The organism is Pseudolysinimonas sp. 10J20-29, assembly GCF_055809595.1.
This window is the reverse complement of the sequence record NZ_CM147917.1, coordinates 1,598,789-1,615,717: the sequence shown is the minus strand read 5'-3', so window position 1 is coordinate 1,615,717 and position 16,929 is coordinate 1,598,789. Positions and strand designations below refer to the sequence as shown.

General features: G+C 71.9%; 11 protein-coding genes and 1 pseudogene. 9 read left to right on the top strand and 3 right to left on the bottom strand.

The genetic code is table 11. The features are described from left to right. Positions 1-107: 107 nt before the first annotated feature. From AC0L6Y_RS07875 to AC0L6Y_RS07865, 3 genes and pseudogenes are all read left to right on the top strand, one after another. Positions 108-932 carry a carbohydrate ABC transporter permease gene (locus AC0L6Y_RS07875; protein ID WP_473558379.1) on the top strand — a complete coding sequence of 275 codons (825 nt, stop codon included), beginning with the start codon at positions 108-110 and terminating at the stop codon, positions 930-932. Beyond that, entirely contained in the window at positions 929-1,831 is a 903-nt protein-coding gene (locus AC0L6Y_RS07870) for a carbohydrate ABC transporter permease (RefSeq protein WP_473550491.1), read from the top strand. The genes AC0L6Y_RS07875 and AC0L6Y_RS07870 overlap by 4 nt, the downstream gene beginning before the upstream one ends. Before the next feature lie 55 nt (positions 1,832-1,886). Beyond that, positions 1,887-4,983, top strand: a pseudogene (locus AC0L6Y_RS07865) (alpha-mannosidase). 114 nt (positions 4,984-5,097) lie between these two features. Here AC0L6Y_RS07865 and ybaK read toward each other — a convergent pair. The 3 genes from ybaK to glgX form a co-directional block, all read right to left on the bottom strand. After that, positions 5,098-5,565 (bottom strand): Cys-tRNA(Pro) deacylase, encoded by a 468-nt coding sequence (gene ybaK, locus AC0L6Y_RS07860; protein ID WP_473550488.1) that lies wholly within the window; start codon positions 5,563-5,565, stop codon positions 5,098-5,100. Positions 5,566-5,573: 8 nt separating this feature from the next. Beyond that, entirely contained in the window at positions 5,574-6,155 is a 582-nt protein-coding gene (locus AC0L6Y_RS07855; protein ID WP_473550486.1) for a DUF2510 domain-containing protein, read from the bottom strand. Positions 6,156-6,221: 66 nt separating this feature from the next. After that, entirely contained in the window at positions 6,222-8,273 is a 2,052-nt protein-coding gene (glgX, locus tag AC0L6Y_RS07850; RefSeq protein ID WP_473550483.1) for a glycogen debranching protein GlgX, read from the bottom strand. 19 nt (positions 8,274-8,292) lie between these two features. Here glgX and AC0L6Y_RS07845 point away from each other — a divergent pair, with 19 nt between their 5' ends. The 6 genes from AC0L6Y_RS07845 to gatA all read left to right on the top strand — a co-directional run bounded on the left by AC0L6Y_RS07845 (position 8,293) and on the right by gatA (position 16,886). Further along, on the top strand, positions 8,293-9,483 hold the full coding sequence (locus AC0L6Y_RS07845) for a cysteine desulfurase family protein (RefSeq protein ID WP_473550480.1): 1,191 nt from the start codon (positions 8,293-8,295) through the stop codon (positions 9,481-9,483). 155 nt (positions 9,484-9,638) lie between these two features. Continuing rightward, positions 9,639-10,778 (top strand): tRNA 2-thiouridine(34) synthase MnmA, encoded by a 1,140-nt coding sequence (mnmA, locus tag AC0L6Y_RS07840; RefSeq protein ID WP_473550477.1) that lies wholly within the window; start codon positions 9,639-9,641, stop codon positions 10,776-10,778. A gap of 39 nt (positions 10,779-10,817) precedes the next feature. After that, positions 10,818-13,193: an NAD-dependent DNA ligase LigA gene (ligA, locus tag AC0L6Y_RS07835; RefSeq protein WP_473550475.1), complete on the top strand. Its 2,376-nt coding sequence runs from the start codon at positions 10,818-10,820 to the stop codon at positions 13,191-13,193. A gap of 264 nt (positions 13,194-13,457) precedes the next feature. Further along, positions 13,458-14,963 carry an alpha/beta hydrolase gene (locus AC0L6Y_RS07830; protein ID WP_473550472.1) on the top strand — a complete coding sequence of 502 codons (1,506 nt, stop codon included), beginning with the start codon at positions 13,458-13,460 and terminating at the stop codon, positions 14,961-14,963. A 112-nt stretch (positions 14,964-15,075) separates the two neighbouring features. Continuing rightward, a complete protein-coding gene (gene gatC / locus AC0L6Y_RS07825; RefSeq protein WP_473550469.1) occupies positions 15,076-15,375 on the top strand; it encodes an Asp-tRNA(Asn)/Glu-tRNA(Gln) amidotransferase subunit GatC in 300 nt (99 codons plus the stop codon). A gap of 44 nt (positions 15,376-15,419) precedes the next feature. Next, positions 15,420-16,886 carry an Asp-tRNA(Asn)/Glu-tRNA(Gln) amidotransferase subunit GatA gene (gene gatA / locus AC0L6Y_RS07820; protein ID WP_473558377.1) on the top strand — a complete coding sequence of 489 codons (1,467 nt, stop codon included), beginning with the start codon at positions 15,420-15,422 and terminating at the stop codon, positions 16,884-16,886. Positions 16,887-16,929 lie beyond the last annotated feature (43 nt).

The window sequence follows — 16,929 nt, the reverse complement described above, 5'->3', positions numbered from 1 at the left end:
GTCATCCGAGCGACCGCCCGCGAGCGATCAGAAAGAGCCGAATCGTGACGGTGGCACTCCGGCGCAGAGCGGTGCGGACGCTTCCGCTCGTGCCCGCAGTGATCCTGATGGGCGTCTTCCTGCTGGGCCCGATCGTGTGGTCCCTCTACGGCTCGCTGACCGACGCGGCGCTCACCGGCCGCGCCGCGGCCGATCCGCAGTGGGTCGGACTCGAGAACTACGCGCGGCTGCTCTCGGACCCCGTCTTCCCGCAGTCCGTCGGGCTGACCGTGCTCTTCACCCTGGTGTCGGCGGTGCTCGCCCAGACGATCCTGGGCCTCGGGCTGGCGGTGATCATGACGCGCGCGAGCGCCCGGCTCGGCGCGGTCGTCGCGACGGTGATCGTGGCGGCGTGGATCCTGCCGGAGCTCGTCGCGGCGTTCGTCGCCTACGCGTTCTTCAGCCAGGACGGAACCCTCAACCAGATCCTCGCCCTGCTGGGGCTGGAAGGTCCGAACTGGCTGTTCGGCTTCCCGATGATCGCGGTCATCGTCGCCAACATCTGGCGGGGGACGGCGTTCTCGATGATGATCTACCAGGCCGCCCTCGACGACGTGCCGCCGGACATCATCGAGGCGGCGATGCTCGACGGCGCGAACGGGGCGAAGCGCCTGCTGCACGTGACGCTGCCGATGATCCGGCAGACGATCACGACCACCCTCATGCTGATCACCCTGCAGACGCTCTCGGTCTTCACGCTGATCTGGGTGATGACGGCGGGCGGTCCGGGCAGCGCCAGCACGACCCTGCCCCTCTACGCGTTCAAGGAGGCGTTCCGCTTCGGCAACATCGGCTACGGCACGGCCATCGCGACCGTGATGCTCGTCGTCGGGGCGATCTTCTCGGTCGTCTACATCCGGGCGCTGCGAGCCCCGAGGGAGCGCACCGCATGAGCGCCCCCGCCGCCGTGCGCCCTCCCGCCGAGCGCCGCCGCCCGACGTCCGGTCCTCGGCCGCGCTCCGTCGCCTCGCCGTCGAAGCGGACGGTCGCCTTCGTCGCGAACGCCTCGCTGCTGCTCGTCGCGCTCTGCTTCGCGCTCCCGCTGGCCTGGCTCCTCTTCGCCGCGTTCGACGGCGCGAGCACCTATCAGACGCGGCTGCCGACCGAGCTCACGCTCGACAACTTCACGGCCGTGCTGACGCCCGAGCGCACCTTCCTGCCGATGTGGAACAGCCTCATCATCTCCGTCTCCACGGCCGTGCTGACGGTGGTGCTGGCGCTGCTGGCGGCCTACCCGCTGTCGCGCTACCAGGCCCGCTTCACCCGGTCGTTCATGTATGTCGTGCTGTTCGGCACCTGCCTTCCGATCACCGCGATCATGGTGCCGGTGTACGCGCTGTTCGTCGCGCTGCATCTTCTGGACTCGATGGCGGGAACCGTGGCGTTCCTCGCCGCCTCGTCGCTGCCGGTGGCGATCTACATGGCCAAGAACTTCATGGACTCGGTTCCGATCGAACTCGAGGAGGCGGCCTGGATGGATGGCGCCTCGGCGATGCGCGCCCTGCGCACGATCGTGGTCCCGCTGATGCGTCCCGGCATCGCGGTGATCTCGATCTACGTGTTCTTCGCGGCCTGGGGCAACTTCTTCGTGCCCTTCGTCCTGCTGCTCTCGCCGAGCAAGCAGCCCGCCGCGATCAGCATCTACAGCTTCTTCGGGCAGTACGGCACGGTCGCCTACGGCCAACTCGCCGCGTTCTCGCTGATCTACGCGGTGCCCGTGATCTTCCTCTACGTTCTGGTCGCGCGCGGCATCGGCGGATCCTTCGCCCTCGCCGGCGCGGTGAAGGGCTGAGAGATGCACCGACACGTCCGCCGCCCGACCCTGACGCCCACCACCGGGAGCACCCATGCATGACAACCGAGGCCTCGTCGAGGCGCGAATCGAGCGCTTCACCCGGGAGCGGCTGATCCCGGCGCTCTACCGCGAACGCGCTCCGCTGACGATCTCGGCCTGGGAGGTGCCCGACGAGCCGGTGCCGTTCGCCGAGGCGCGCGAGCAGGAGTTCCGCGCGTTCGCCGTCGGGTCGTCGTGGGGACGACCGTGGAGCACCGCCTGGTTCCACGCCACGGGGGAGGTGCCCGCGGCGTGGACCGCCGACGGCACGCGAGCCGAGATCGTCGTCGACCTCGGCTACGACCGCACCACGCCCGGATTCCAGGCCGAGGGGATGGCCTACCGGCCGGACGGCTCGATCATCAAGGCGATCGAGCCGCTCAACAGCTACCTCCCGGCCGGTCCGGCCGGCGCTCCGATCGACGTCTATCTCGAGGCCGCGGCGAACCCGAACGTCGCCGGCGATTTCACGTTCGCGCCGACCCCCTTGGGCGACAAGTCGACGGCCGGGCCGGGGCACGCGTACGTGCTGCAGAGCCTCGAGCTCGCACTGCTCGATGTGACCGTCTGGGAGCTGATCCAAGACGTCTGGACGCTGACCGGGCTGATGCGCGAGCTTCCCGCCGAACTTCCCCGGCGCGCCGAGATCCTGCACGCGCTCGACCGGATGGTCGACGCGGTCGACCCGCACGACGTCGCCGGCACGGCTGCCGCGGGGCGTGCGGCCGTGGCCGCGGTGCTCGCGCGCCCCGCCTACGCGAGCGCGCACCGGCTCTCCGCGGTCGGGCATTCGCATCTGGACTCGGCCTGGCTGTGGCCGGTGCGCGAGACCGTGCGCAAGGCGGCCCGGACGTTCTCGAACGCGCTCTCGCTGATGGAGGAGGATCCGAGCTTCAGCTTCGTCGCCTCCAGTGCGCAGCAGTACGCCTGGGTGCAGGAGCACTACCCGGAGCTGTTCGAGCGGCTGAAGGCGCAGGTGGCGGCCGGCCGCTTCATCCCGGTCGGCGGCATGTGGGTCGAGTCCGATACCAACCTGCCGGGCGGCGAGGCGATGGCGCGCCAGTTCGTGGCCGGCAAGCGGTACTTCATGGAGCAGCTCGGCGTCGAGCCGCGCGAGGTCTGGCTGCCGGACTCGTTCGGCTACTCCGCATCCCTGCCGCAGATCGTCGCGGCCGCGGGCTCGCGGTGGTTCCTGACGCAGAAGATCTCGTGGAACGAGACCAACCGGATGCCCCACCACACGTTCTGGTGGGAGGGCATCGACGGAACACGGGTGTTCACGCACTTCCCGCCGGTCGACACCTACAACTCGGACATCTCCGGCGCCGAGCTCGCCAAGGCCTCGCGCCAGTACGCGGAGAAGGGCGTCGGCACGATGTCGCTGCTTCCCTACGGCTGGGGCGACGGCGGCGGCGGCCCGACCCGCGAGATGCTCGCGGCGATCGCCCGCACCGGCGACCTCGAGGGCTCGCCCCGGGTGAGCATCGCGACGCCACGGGAGTTCTTCGCCGCGGCCGAGGCCGAATACGCGGAGGCGCCGGTCTGGTCGGGCGAGCTCTACCTGGAGTTCCACCGCGGCACCTACACCTCGCAGGCGCGGACGAAGCGGGGCAACCGGCGCAGCGAGCACCTGCTGCGCGAGGCGGAGCTGTGGGCGACCGCGGCCTCCCTCGGCGGCCTCGACTACCCCTACGACGAGCTCGAGTCCGCGTGGCACACGGTGCTGCTGCAGCAGTTCCACGACATCCTCCCCGGCTCCTCCATCGCCTGGGTGCACGAGGAGGCCGAGCGGAACTACGCGGAGGTCGCGCGCGTGCTCGAGGCGATCATCGCGCGCTCGATCGCCGCGCTCGCGGGACAGGGCGATGTGCCGCTGACCTTCAACGCCGGGCCGTTCGCGCGCGACGGCGTGCCCGCGCACGGTGCCGCCGCGGCGGTCGTCGCCGATTCCGGCGCCGCGACACGCGTGGGAGACGAGCACGTGCTCGACAACGGACGCGTGCGCGTTCGCGTGGACTCGCGCGGACTCGTGACGTTCGATCCTCGACCTCGACGCCGAGCGCGAGGTCATCCCCGCGGGCGCGGCCGCGAACCTGCTGCAGCTGTTCCGCGACACCCCCAACCAGTGGGACGCCTGGGACATCGACGAGAGCTATCGACGCGGCGGGCGCGACCTGACCGAGGCGGACGCGATCGACGTCACCGAGGATGGCCGGGGCGTTCGCGTCGCGCGCTCCTTCGGGAGCTCGAGCGTGGTGCAGGAGCTGCGCCTGCTCGGCGACTCGACGACGCTCGAGATCGACACCGTGGTCGACTGGCACGAGACCCAGAAGCTGCTCAAACTCGCCTTCCCGCTCGACGTGCACGCCGACCGGGCGGCGTCCGAGATCCAGTTCGGCCACGTCCACCGCCCCACCCACGCCAACACGTCCTGGGATGCGGCGCGGTTCGAGACCGCGGCGCACCGCTGGGTGCACGTGGGGGAGCCGGGCTACGGCGTCGCGATCAGCAACGACGCCAGCTACGGCCACGACATCCGCCGCGCCGAGGCGCCGACCGGGGCCGCGACCAACGGCGGGACGGCCAGCGGCGGGACGGGCAGCGGAGCGACGGCCACGGTGGCGCGCGTGTCGCTGCTGCGGGCGCCGCTGTTCCCCGACCCGGGCGCCGATCAGGGGCGACACGAGTTCCGGGTCGCGGTGTCGGTGGGCGCGGGCATCCCGGATGCCGTCGAAGAGGGCTATCGCATCAACCTGCCGCTGCGCACCGTCCGCGGGGCGGCTCCCGTCGCCCCGCTCGTCTCGGTGAGCTCGCCGGCGATTGTCGTCGAGGCGGTCAAGCTCGCCGAGGACCGCTCCGGCGACGTGATCGTGCGGCTCTACGAGGCGCACGGCGGCCAGGCGCGCGGAGAGCTGCGCACCGGCTTCGACTGGGCCGAGGTCAGCGAGACCGACCTCCTCGAGCGGACCCTCGACGCGCGGGCGGTCAGCCCAGCTGCGGGGGGTGCGGCTGCGGAGGGTGCGGTGGCGCTCGCGCTGCGACCGTTCCAGCTCGTCACGCTGCGGTTCCACCGCCCGGCGAGCTCGGCGGCGAGCTCGCCGGCGAGCTAGGCGGCGCGCCGGGCGACGGGCGGCCAGCGCAGGCACTCAACCCGAGTTCTCAGTCCGAGTTCGCAGCGCGGGCGATCGGCGTGGACGGCGGGCGCAGGCGATCGGCGCAGACGCTCAGCGCGCGATGTCGGCGATCAGGGCGTTCGTGATCCGCTGCAGGTCGGCGGGGGCGAGCTCGATGTCGAAGCCGCGGCGCCCGCCGCTGACGAAGATCGTGTCGAACAGCTCCACCGTCTCGTCGAGGACGGTCGGCAGGGCGGTCTTCTGGCCCACCGGGCTGATCCCGCCGACCAGGTAGCCGGTCTTGCGCTCGGCGAGCGCGGGATCCGCCATCACCGCCTTCTTCCCGCCGAGCGCGGCGGCGAGCGCCTTCAGGTCGAGCTTGCCGCTGACCGGCACCACGGCGACGGCGAGACGCCCGTCGACCTCGGCGAGAAGGGTCTTGAACACCAGATCCGAATCGAGTCCGAGCTGCTCGGCGGCCTCGGTCCCGAAGTCGCGCGAGGCGGGATCGTGCGTGTACGGGTGCTCGCGGAACTCGATGCCGGCGGCGCGCAGTGCCACGGTGGCGGGAGTGCTCATGCCGGTCCTCAGCTCGCGCCGATGGTGGTCGGCAGCAGCGTCGTCAGGCCGACGACGAGCCAGATGAGCATCCACCCGAAGAAGCTGAGACCGCCGATCACGACGCCCGCGATCGCGATGCCGCGGCCGGTGCGCGCCGAACCCGCGGCGGCGAGTCGACGCGCTCGAGGAAGCGCCAGCAGCGACACGATGGCCCCCGCCAGGCTCAGCAGACCGAAGACGCTCATCACGATGCCGACCAGCGACATCACGAAGCCGACGGTGGCGAGCTGGTTCGGGTTGGCGGTGGCGGCCTGGCCGCCGAAGCCGGCCCCCGACGCGCCGCCCCAGGTCGTGCTGCGCGGACGCGTGCGCGCGCCCCACGGCGACCGGGTCGAGGTGCCGGCTCCGGCGCTCGAGCCGCTCGAGCGCGCGTACGGGTTCGGGCGGGGCGAGCGGGTCGGCGCCGCGATCACCGTGGGGGTCAGGTGCGGCGCGTCGTGGGGGCGGCGCTTGCTCGTCCAGGCATGGCCGTCCCACCAGCGATCGTGGCCGGCCCGGTCGGGGTCCGGGTACCAGCCCGCGCCGGTGGTCCCGGGGCCGTCAGTCATGCTTCGAGGGTACCGAGCGCGCGGCGCCGGCGCCTGTCAGCGCCCTCGGCGTCGGCGCATCCGCCGTCAGTCGTGCGCGCGGAACAGCTTCATCGAGGTGGGGCCGACCTCGAGGTCGTGGCCGGGCACGAACTCCTCCGCGCGATCGGCGACGTCCTCGTGGACGGAGTCCCAGAGCAGCGTGTAGCCGCTCACCCCGTCGTGCTCGGGCAGGGTGACCGTCACGTCGGTCTCGAGACCGTGCACGACCAGCAGGATGCGATTCGACGACTCGTGCTCGGGGGTGGACGCCGCCAGGTACTGCAGGGTGCGCTCGGCGGGGGAGTCCCAGTCCGCCTCGCTCATCGCGAGGCCCTGCTTGTTGTACCAGTCCATCTGCGAGGCGCTCGGCGTGGTCTCGCCCCAGCGGCCGAAGCGCACCGGGCGCAGCGCCGGGTTCTCGCGTCGCAGTCGCGTCAGCTCGCGCACCACGGCATGGAGCTCCTGCTGCCAGGGCTCTCGATCCCAGGCCATCCAGGTCAGCTCGCTGTCGTGGCAATAGGCGTTGTTGTTGCCGCGCTGGGTGCGCCCGAACTCGTCGCCCGCGGTGATCATCGGCACGCCCGCGCTCAGCAGCAGGGTGCCGAGCAGATTGCGGATCGCGCGGCGGCGCGTGCGCAGGATCTCCGGATCGCTCGTGCGGCCCTCGACGCCGTGGTTGAAGGACTTGTTGTCGTTCGAGCCGTCGCGGTTGTCTTCGCCGTTGCCCAGGTTGTGCTTGTCGTTGTAGGCGACCAGGTCGGCGGCGGTGAAGCCGTCGTGCGCGGTGATGAAGTTGACGCTCGCGAGCGGACCGCGCTCGATCGAGAAGACGTGATTCGATCCGGCGAGGCGGCGGGCGAGAGAGCCGATGCCCTCGCTCGGGAGGCCGTCGGTGTGGCGCGCGGCGGCGATGTCGCGCAGCCAGAAGTTGCGCATCCGGTCGCGGTAGCCGTCGTTCCACTCCGAGTAGCCGTCGGGGAAGTTGCCGACCTGCCAGCCGCCCAGCCCCACATCCCACGGTTCGGCGATCATCTTCACGTCGCGCAGCGCCGGGTCGTCGATGATCGCGGCCAGCAGCGGGTGGTCGCGCTGGAACTCGACGTCGCCGTCGCGGCCCAGGGTCGCGGCGAGGTCGAAGCGGAAGCCGTCGACCTGGACGTCGTTCGCCCAGTAGCGCAGCGAATCCAGCACCAGGCGCTGCGCGACCGGGTTCGAGAAGTCGAGGGTGTTGCCGCATCCGGTGACGTCGATGTAGTGACCGCGCTCGTCCTGCCGGTAGTAGCTGGAGTTGTCGAGACCGCGGAAGCTCGAGGTCGGGCCGCCCGGGCCCTCCTCGGCGGTGTGGTTGTAGACGACGTCGAGGATGACCTCGAGGCCGGCCTCGTGCAGTCGGCGCACCATGCCCTTGAACTCGCGCAGCACCGCACCCGCGCCGCCGGTCTGCGCCGAGCGCGAGGCGTAGCCGGCGTGCGGGGTGAAGAAGTTGAGGGTGTTGTAGCCCCAGTAGTTGACCAGGCCCATCTTCTGCAGGCGCTCTTCGCTCACCGACTGGTGCACCGGCAGCAGTTCGACGGCGGTGACGCCGAGATCCTTCAGGTAGGCGATCGTGCTGTCGTGGGCGAGGCCCGCGTAGGTGCCGCGCAGCTCCTCCGGGAGCTCCGGGTTCAGCTTGGTGAGGCCCTTGACGTGCGCCTCGTAGATCACGGTGTGGTCCATCGGCACGCGGGGCTTCGCCACGCCGCCCCAGTCGAAGTCCTCGTCGGTCACGAACGAGCGCCATTCGCCCCGCGTGCTGCGCGCGAGTCCCCGCGCGTACGGGTCGATCAGGTCGCGCCCGGCGTCGAAGGCGTGACGCGGGCCGCTCGGTCCCGTCGCCCGCACCGAGTAGTAGGTGCCCGTCGTCAGCTCGGGGCTCGTCGCGCTCCAGACGCCGTCCTCATCGCGCACCATCGGCACGGTCGAGGTCACCCAGTCGCGATCGGTCGCGTCGAACAGGCACAGCTCCAACGCGGTCGCATTCGCGCTCCAGACCCGAAGCTCGCCGCCGCCGTCGGCGCGCCGCACACCCAGGGGCGCCGGGGTCTCGTGGGGTGACATGCGTTCTAGGTTAGGACCCATGGGCATCTATCTTGACCACGCGGCAACCGCTCCCATGCCGCCCGAGGTGCGGGCCGTGCTCCTGGACGCGCTCGGCGAGGTCGGGAACCCGTCGTCGATCCACGCGGCGGGGCAGCACGCCCGCGATGTGCTGGAGCACGGGCGCGAGCGCGTCGCCGCGGCGATCGGCGCGGATGCGGTCGAGATCGTGTTCACCGGGGGCGGCACCGAGGCCGTCAATCTGGGCGTCAAGGGCCTCTACTGGGCGCGCGCGCCGCGCCGGCGCATCCTGACCACGCGGGCCGAGCACCACGCCACCCTCGACAGCGTGCAGTGGCTCGAGCAGCACGAGGGCGCCGAGCTCGAGTGGATCCCGGTCGACGAGGTCGGCCGCATCCGACTGGATGCGCTGGAGGCGGCGCTCGCGCGCGACCCCGAGACGATCGCGCTCGTCACGGCGCTGTGGGCCAACAATGAGGTCGGCACGCTGCAGCCGGTGGAGGAGATCGTGGCGCTCGCCGCGGCGCACAGCGTGCCGGTGCATCTCGACGCCATCGCCGCCTTCGGGCAGGTGCCGATCGACGTGCGCGCGGTGCCGGCCGCGGCCGTGAGCGTCTCGGCGCACAAGATCGGCGGACCGGTCGGCATCGGCGCCCTCTACGTCGCTCGCTCCACCGTGCTCGAGCCGCTGCAGCACGGCGGCAACCAGCAGCGGGCCCGTTCGGGCACCCAGGACGCCGCGGGTGCGGCCGCCTTCGGACTCGCCGCCGAGCTCGCCACCGCCGATCTCGGCTCGCGCGCCGCCGCGCTGGCGTCGCGACGCGATCGGCTGGTCGCGGGCATCCTCGACACCGTTCCCGGGGCCGCGCTGCGCGGCGACGCGGATCCCGCGAGCCGGCTGCCGGGCAACGCCCACCTCACCTTCGAGGGCTGCGAGGGCGACTCGCTGCTGTTCCTGCTCGACCTCGAAGGCATCCAGGTGTCGACCGGCTCGGCGTGCCAGGCGGGCGTTCCCGAGCCCTCGCACGTCGTGCTCGCGATGGGCTTCGATGAGTCGACCGCGCGCGGCGCGCTGCGCTTCACCCTCGGCGAGGAGACCACCGACGCCGACATCGATCGGGTGCTCGCCGTTCTTCCTCGCGTGGTCGCGCAGGCGCGCGAGGCGGGGCTCGCGGGGCGCGCCCCGCGCCTCGGCGGGCCGCCGCGCTGAGTTCGCCCCGGCCGCCCGCCGCGCTGAGTTCGCCCCGGCCACCTCGCTCGCGCCGACCCCGCGGCGCTCGCCGCGGCACCGCACCGGCACCGGCACCGCCCCGCCCCGGCCGGGCTCACCCGGTGCGTCCGGCCCGGCTCCCGTACCCTGGGGGCATGAAGGTTCTTGCGGCGATGAGCGGCGGCGTCGACAGCGCCGTGGCGGCCGCGCGCGCGGTCGACGCCGGGCACGAGGTCGTCGGCGTGCACCTCGCGCTCAGCCGGCAGCGCGGCACGCTGCGGACCGGCTCCCGCGGATGCTGCACCGTCGAGGACGCGCTCGACGCGCGTCGCGCCGCCAACCTGCTGGGCATCCCCTTCTACGTCTGGGACTTCTCGGAGCGCTTCGCCGAGGACGTCGTCGACGACTTCATCGCCGAGTATCAGGCCGGCCGCACCCCGAACCCCTGCATGCGCTGCAACGAGCGCATCAAGTTCGCCGCGGTGCTCGAGAAGGCGCTCGCGCTCGGCTTCGATGCGGTCGTCACCGGGCACTACGCCGACATCCGGGAGGACGCCGAGGGCCACCGCGAGCTGCACCGCGCCGCCACCTGGGCGAAGGACCAGTCCTACGTGCTCGGGGTGCTGACCGCCGAGCAGCTCGCCCACTCATGGTTCCCGCTGGGGGCGACCCCGTCGAAGGACGAGGTGCGCGCGGAGGCCGCTCAGCGCGGGCTGACCGTCGCCAACAAGCCCGACAGCCACGACATCTGCTTCATCCCCGACGGCGACACCCGGGGCTGGCTCGCCGACAAGGTCGGCGCCGAGGACGGCGACATCCTCGACCGCGAGGGCAACCGCCTGGGAACGCACGCGGGCGCGGCGGCCTTCACGGTCGGCCAGCGCAAGGGCCTCAACATCGGCTACCCGAGCCCGGACGGCCGTCCCCGCTTCGTACTCGAGGTGCGCCCGAAGACCAACGAGGTCGTGGTCGGCCCGAAGGAGGCGCTTGCGATCTCGGAGCTCGCCGGCGTCAAGCACACCTGGGCGGGGCAGCCGCCGGCGGATGCGGAGAGCTGGTTCGACTGCCAGGTGCAGGTGCGCGCGCACGGCGACCCGGTCGCGGCCGAGGCGCGCGTCGTGCGCCGCGACGGCGATGCTGCCGATGAGCTGGTGGTGCGGGTGCTCGAGCCGCTCGACGGCGTCGCCCCCGGGCAGACGGCGGTGCTCTACGTCGGCACCCGCGTGCTCGGGCAGTGCACGATCGATCGCACCGTGAGCGCGGTGCCGGTCGGCGCGGGCGCCCCCGCTTCCTAGGGCAGGGACCGCGCGAGCGTCGGCCCTCGGATCTAGGCTGTGAGCGTGGCAGACGAGCTGGAAACGACCGACGTCGAGAGTCTGAGCCTGGAGGCGGCGCGCGACGAGGCCGCCGAACTCACGGAGCGCATCCTGGCGCTGCGGGAGGACTACTACGCGCACGATGCGGCCGTCGCGAGCGACGCCGAGTACGACGCGCTCATGCACCGGCTCGAGGCGATCGAGCACGCCTTCCCCGAGCTGCAGGGGCAGGACAGCCCCACCCAGACGGTCGGCGGTCGGGCCCAGACCTCGCTGTTCGACCCGGTCACCCACGCCGAGCGCATGCTGAGCCTCGACAACGTGTTCAGCCGCGAGGAGTTCCTCGAGTGGGCGGCGCGCGTCGAGCGTCTCGCCGGTCGCGGCATCCGGTACCTCTGCGAGCTGAAGATCGACGGGCTCGCGCTTAACCTGCGCTACCAGAACGGGCGGCTGGTGAGCGCCGCCACCCGTGGCGACGGCGTCGTCGGCGAAGACGTCACCGAGAACGTGCGCTACATCGCGAGCATCCCGACCCGGCTCGACACCGACAGCCCGCCGCCGCTCGTCGAGGTGCGCGGCGAGGTGTTCTTCCCGGTCGAGGCGTTCGAGCAGCTCAACGCGGCCCAGGTCGAGGCGGGGGAGCGCGTGTTCGCCAATCCGCGCAACGCCGCCTCGGGGAGCCTGCGGCAGAAGGAGGAGGGCAAGAGCGCGGAGGCGCTCGAGCGGATGCGCGCCCGCATCGCCCGCCTGGAGCTTCTCGTGCACGGCATCGGCGCCTGGCCGGACCCGCGGGCCGATGACGGCAGCGCGGTGGGCAGCCAGAGCGAGGTGTACGCGCTGCTCGCGCGCTGGGGGCTGCCGACGAGCCGTCACTTCGAGGTGCGGGACACGGCCGAGGCCGCGGCCGACTTCATCGCGCACTACGGCGAGCACCGGCAGGGCACGAAGGAGCACCCGGTCGAGCACGAGATCGACGGCATCGTCGTCAAGGTCGACGAGCTCGCGCTGCACGACGAGCTGGGGGCGACCAGCCGGGCGCCGCGCTGGGCGATCGCCTACAAGTACCCGCCGGAGCAGGTCAACACGAAGCTGCTCGACATCGTCGTCAGCGTCGGGCGCACCGGCCGCGCGACGCCGTACGCGGTCATGGAGAAGGTGCGGGTCGCGGGCAGCGAGGTGCGCCAGGCGACCCTTCACAACCAGGACGTGGTCAAGCTCAAGGGCGTGCTGATCGGCGACACGGTCGTGCTGCGCAAGGCCGGCGACGTCATCCCCGAGGTGCTCGGCCCGGTGGTCGAACTGCGCGACGGCACCGAGCGCGAGTTCGTCATGCCCGCGAACTGCCCGGAGTGCGGCACGCCGCTCGCCCCGGCGAAGGAGGGCGACGTCGACCTGCGCTGCCCGAACGCCCGCACCTGCCCGGCGCAGGTGCGCGGTCGGGTCGAGCACATCGCCAGCCGCGGCGGCCTCGACATCGAGGCGATGGGCGAGGTCGCGGCCGCCGCGCTCACCCAGCCGCTGCACCCGTCCGCGCCGCCGCTGCCCACCGAGGCGGGGCTCTTCGACCTGCGGATCGATGACATCTTCCCGATCGAGGTCATCGTGCGCGACTCCGAGACGGGCCTGCCCAAGCAGGTGGACCCGGGGGAGCCGGGCCGCGACATCACGACCGCCGACGGGGTCGTGATCCGAGTCAAGACCGACACCCCGTTCCGGCGTCAGCGCAAGAAAGGCGGCAAGAGCGCCGACCCCGAGTTCGACCCGAGCGCCAGCGGCGACGACTGGTTCGGCGACGCCGAGTACGTGCCGTCGAAGGTCGCGGGCGAGATGCTCGCCAACATCCAGGCGGCGAAGTCGAAGGACCTCTGGCGCTTCCTCGTCTCGCTCAACATCCGGCACGTCGGGCCGGTCGCGGCGCGCGCGCTGGCCGGGTGGTTCGGCTCGCTCGACGCGATCCGGGCGGCCTCGCGCGAGGAGCTCGCGGCGGTCGACGGCGTGGGCGACATCATCGCCGAGGCCGTGCTCGCCTGGTTCGAGGTCGACTGGCACCGCGAGATCGTGGAGCGCTGGGCGGCCGCGGGTGTGCCGTTCGCGGTGCCCGGGCATCCGGGCCCCGGAAATGCCGCGTCGGCCGACGGGCCGCTGGCCGGTCTCACGGTGGTCGCGACGGGATCGCTCGACGGATTCACCCGCGAGGGGGCGCAGGAGGCGATCATTCGCGCCGGAGGCAAGGCCGCCTCGAGCGTGAGCAAGAAGACCGATTTCGTGGCGGCCGGGCCGGGCGCCGGCTCGAAGCTGCAGAAGGCGGAGGAGCTGGGCATCCGCGTCCTGGATGCCGCCCAGTTCGCGCTGCTGGTCGAAGGCGGCCCCGCGGCGCTCGACGAGGCCCCGTAGCCGAGGAGTCCCTCCTCCTTTCGGAGGACACCGGGCGCCCGACGGCGTGTCGCGTGGGGCAGTCTGACCAGGGATTCCCAGGCAAGACACGGTTTTCTGCCCCCCGTTTGGGGTACAAACGCGGGTATATCGAACAAATTCACAAATCGGACACATTCGGCCCCCATTCGGGGTGCATTCGGACCATAGAATGCACCCGTGCGGTCATAGAAGATTTCTAGGGACCCGACCGCACGCTGGGGCGAGGGGACAACCGTCTTGCTGGTGGAGATCACCGCAATCCTCACTACCTCGGCGGCCGTTACCGGCGTCGCCGAGGCATTCGGCATGCTCGACCGTGCCGCTGCCGCCTCCCCGGCATCCGCCGTCACCTCCGCGGTCGCCCCCGCCGCCTCGTCGGCCGACCGGCTCGCATTCGAGTCGATGCTGACCGGCGCCGCGCCCACCGCGGCCGGCGTCGGATCCGATTCGCCGTGGATCGGCTCGCCGGACCCGTTCATCGGACCGCGCGCGGTCGTCGGGGTCGGGCAGTCGACCTCGATCGCCAACCTGCGCGGGGTGGCCCTGCTGAGCCAGCTGTCCGCACTCCCCAAGGTCGAGCTTGAGCTGTTCGTCGCCGAGAACCCGACGGTCATCGCCGAGATGCTCGCCGCGCCCCCGCGCGCGAGCGAGGTGGTGCTCTGGTGGGAGTCGACCGCCGAGACGGAGCGCGCGGCGCTCATCGACGTCGCCCCCGAGCTGGTCGGAGGGCTCGACGGCATCGAATACGCGGCGCGCGACACCGCGAACCGCGCGCGGCTGAGCGCGGCCGTCGACGAGATCGAGACGCGCCTCGCCGAGCAGCCCGGTCGCGCGGAGGCCGCCGAGCTGGAGACCCGTCTTCACATGCTCGAGCAGATCGTCGCCGCGCTCGAACCCGGCGACTCGGGGCTGCCGCGCACGCTCATCCTCCTCGACACGATGGACGACGGCCGGGCCGCGATCGGCATCGGCTCGCTCGAGAGCGCCGACTACGTCAGCTACCTCGTCCCCGGCATGTTCTTCGGCGTCGACGCGCAGCTGGTGGCCTGGACCGAGATGGCGGATGCGCTGGCCGTCGAGCAGAACGAGTGGCTGTCGCGCCTCGCCGACTCGGGGAGCACCGCTGCCGAGGGCTCGGTCGACGCCTTCGTCGAGGGAGCCGGGCCTGTGCAGGAGGCCGCCACGATCTCCTGGATCGGCTACCGCACCCCGTCGCTGCTCAACGTGGCCTCCATGGATCTGGCCCGCGAAGGCCGCGACACGCTCACCTCGGCGCTTCAGGGCTTCGACGCACTGCGGCCGACCGGCGCGTTCGTCTCGGTGTTCGCGCACTCCTACGGTTCGACGGCGGCGCTGCTCGCGCTCGAGGAGAACGACGTCACGGTGGACGCACTGGCGCTGCTCGGCTCGCCGGGAAGCCCGGCGAAGACCGTCAGCGAGCTCCACGTGCGCAACGCGAACGTGTGGGTCGGCGTGGCGCCCTGGGACCCGATCCCGTCGACCGGAGTCTTCGGAAGTCAGCCCGCGAGCGAGGCGTACGGGGCGAACCACTTCGCCGTCGACGGCGCGACCGACCCGATCACCGGCGAGGCGCTCGGCAGCGCCTTCAGCCACAACGACTACTTCACCCCGGGCGGTGAGTCGTTCCGCAATCTCGCCCTCATCGGCATCGACCGCACCGATCTGGTGATCGCGGCCGGCTCCGATGGAACCGAGTACGCGGTCGGAAAGCAGGTCGGCTCGCTCTGAGCCCGGTCGGGCGCCGGTGAGGCGCGGCCGGCGGCGCGAGGCGCGCCCCGCGCCCGAATAGACTGGAGGCGTCCCGCAAAGCGCATCCGCCGTTGATCGTCCGGAGTTGTCTGTGTCTGAAATTACCCCCGAGGTGGTGCGCCATCTGGCCCACCTCGCCCGGATCGGCTTGACCGAAGACGAGATCGGTCACCTGACCGAAGAGCTCGGTGCGATCGTCGACTCGGTGGCCAAGGTCAGCGAGGTCGCCACGCCCGACGTGCCCGCCACGAGCCACCCGATCGCGCTCGGCATGGTCACGCGTCCCGACGTCGTCGGCGAGACGCTCACGACCGAGCAGGCTCTCTCCGGGGCACCCGCGCACGACGGATCCCGGTTCAAGGTCAGCGCGATCCTGGGAGAAGAGCAGTGAGCGCCGCCGATCTGACGCGCGCGACCGCCGCCGAGCTCGCGGGGATGCTGGCATCCGGTGAGGTGTCGAGCGTCGACGCCACCCAGGCCCACCTCGACCGGATCGCCGCCGTCGAGGGCGACGTGCACTCCTACCTGCACGTGAACGACGCCGCGCTCGAGACGGCCGCCGCGATCGACGCGCGCCGTGCCGCGGGGGAGACGCTGCCCGAGCTCGCTGGCGTGCCGGTGGCGATCAAGGACGTGCTCTGCACCCTCGACATGCCCTCCACCGCGGGCTCCAAGATCCTTGAGGGCTGGGTTCCGCCGTACGACGCCACGGTCGTCGCGCGCCTGCGCGCCGCCGGACTGGTGCCGCTCGGCAAGACCAACATGGACGAGTTCGCGATGGGCTCCTCGACCGAGCACTCCGCCTACGGGCCGACGCGCAACCCCTGGGATCTCGACCGGATCCCCGGCGGCTCCGGCGGCGGCTCGGCCGCGGCCGTCGCCGCCTTCGAGGCTCCGCTCGCGCTCGGCTCCGACACCGGCGGATCGATCCGTCAGCCGGGCGCCGTGACGGGAACCGTCGGCATGAAGCCCACCTACGGCGGAGTGTCGCGCTACGGCGCGATCGCGCTTGCCTCCTCGCTCGACCAGGTGGGTCCCGTGACCCGCACCGTGCTCGACGCCGGACTGCTGCACGACGTGATCGGCGGGCACGACCCGCGCGACTCGACGTCGATTCCGGATGCCTGGCCCTCGTTCGCCGACGCGGCGCGCGCCGGACACCGCGAGGGCGCCGTCAAGGGCCTGAAGATCGGCGTCTTGAAGGAGATGTCGCAGGAGTCGCAGGGCTTCCAGTCGGGTGTGCTGCAGCGCTTCCACGAGTCGCTCGCGGCGCTCGAGGCGCAGGGCGCCGAACTCGTCGAGGTGAGCGCTCCGAGCTTCGAGTACGCGATCTCGGCGTACTACCTGATCCTCCCGGCGGAGGCGTCGAGCAACCTCGCCAAGTTCGACTCGGTCCGTTTCGGCATGCGCGTCGAGGTGCCCGGAGGCACCGTCGAGGACGTGATGGCGGCGACGCGCGAGGCGGGCTTCGGCCCCGAGGTGAAGCGCCGCGTGATCCTCGGCACCTACGCGCTGAGCGCCGGCTACTACGACGCGTACTACGGCAGCGCGCAGAAGGTGCGCACGCTGATCCAGCGCGACTTCGACGCCGCCTTCGAGCAGTGCGACGTGCTGGCGACGCCGTCGGCGCCGACCACCGCGTTCAAACTGGGTGAGAAGCTCGACGACCCGCTCGCCATGTACCTGAACGACCTGACGACGATTCCGGCGAACCTGGCCGGCGTGCCCGGGATCTCGATCCCGGCCGGGCTCGCGCCCGAGGACGGGCTGCCGGTCGGCATCCAGTTCATGGCGCCGGCACGGCAGGACGCCCGCCTCTACACGGTCGGCGCGGCGCTCGAGCAGTCGCTCGTCGAGAGCTGGGGTGCGCCGCTGCTGAGTCGCGCGCCGAGCCTCGGCTAGCGGGTCCGCGAGCGCGGTCGGCGCACGGGTCGATGGCTGATCC

Coding starts and splice junctions, on each gene's coding strand:
- AC0L6Y_RS07875 (WP_473558379.1), top strand. CDS start 108: ATGGGCGTCTTCCTGCTGGGCCCGATCGTGTGGTCCCTCTACGGCTCG.
- ybaK (WP_473550488.1), bottom strand. CDS start 5,565: ATGAGCACTCCCGCCACCGTGGCACTGCGCGCCGCCGGCATCGAGTTC.
- gatA (WP_473558377.1), top strand. CDS start 15,420: ATGCTGGCATCCGGTGAGGTGTCGAGCGTCGACGCCACCCAGGCCCAC.
- AC0L6Y_RS07870 (WP_473550491.1), top strand. CDS start 929: ATGAGCGCCCCCGCCGCCGTGCGCCCTCCCGCCGAGCGCCGCCGCCCG.
- glgX (WP_473550483.1), bottom strand. CDS start 8,273: ATGTCACCCCACGAGACCCCGGCGCCCCTGGGTGTGCGGCGCGCCGAC.
- AC0L6Y_RS07855 (WP_473550486.1), bottom strand. CDS start 6,155: ATGACTGACGGCCCCGGGACCACCGGCGCGGGCTGGTACCCGGACCCC.
- AC0L6Y_RS07845 (WP_473550480.1), top strand. CDS start 8,293: ATGGGCATCTATCTTGACCACGCGGCAACCGCTCCCATGCCGCCCGAG.
- mnmA (WP_473550477.1), top strand. CDS start 9,639: ATGAAGGTTCTTGCGGCGATGAGCGGCGGCGTCGACAGCGCCGTGGCG.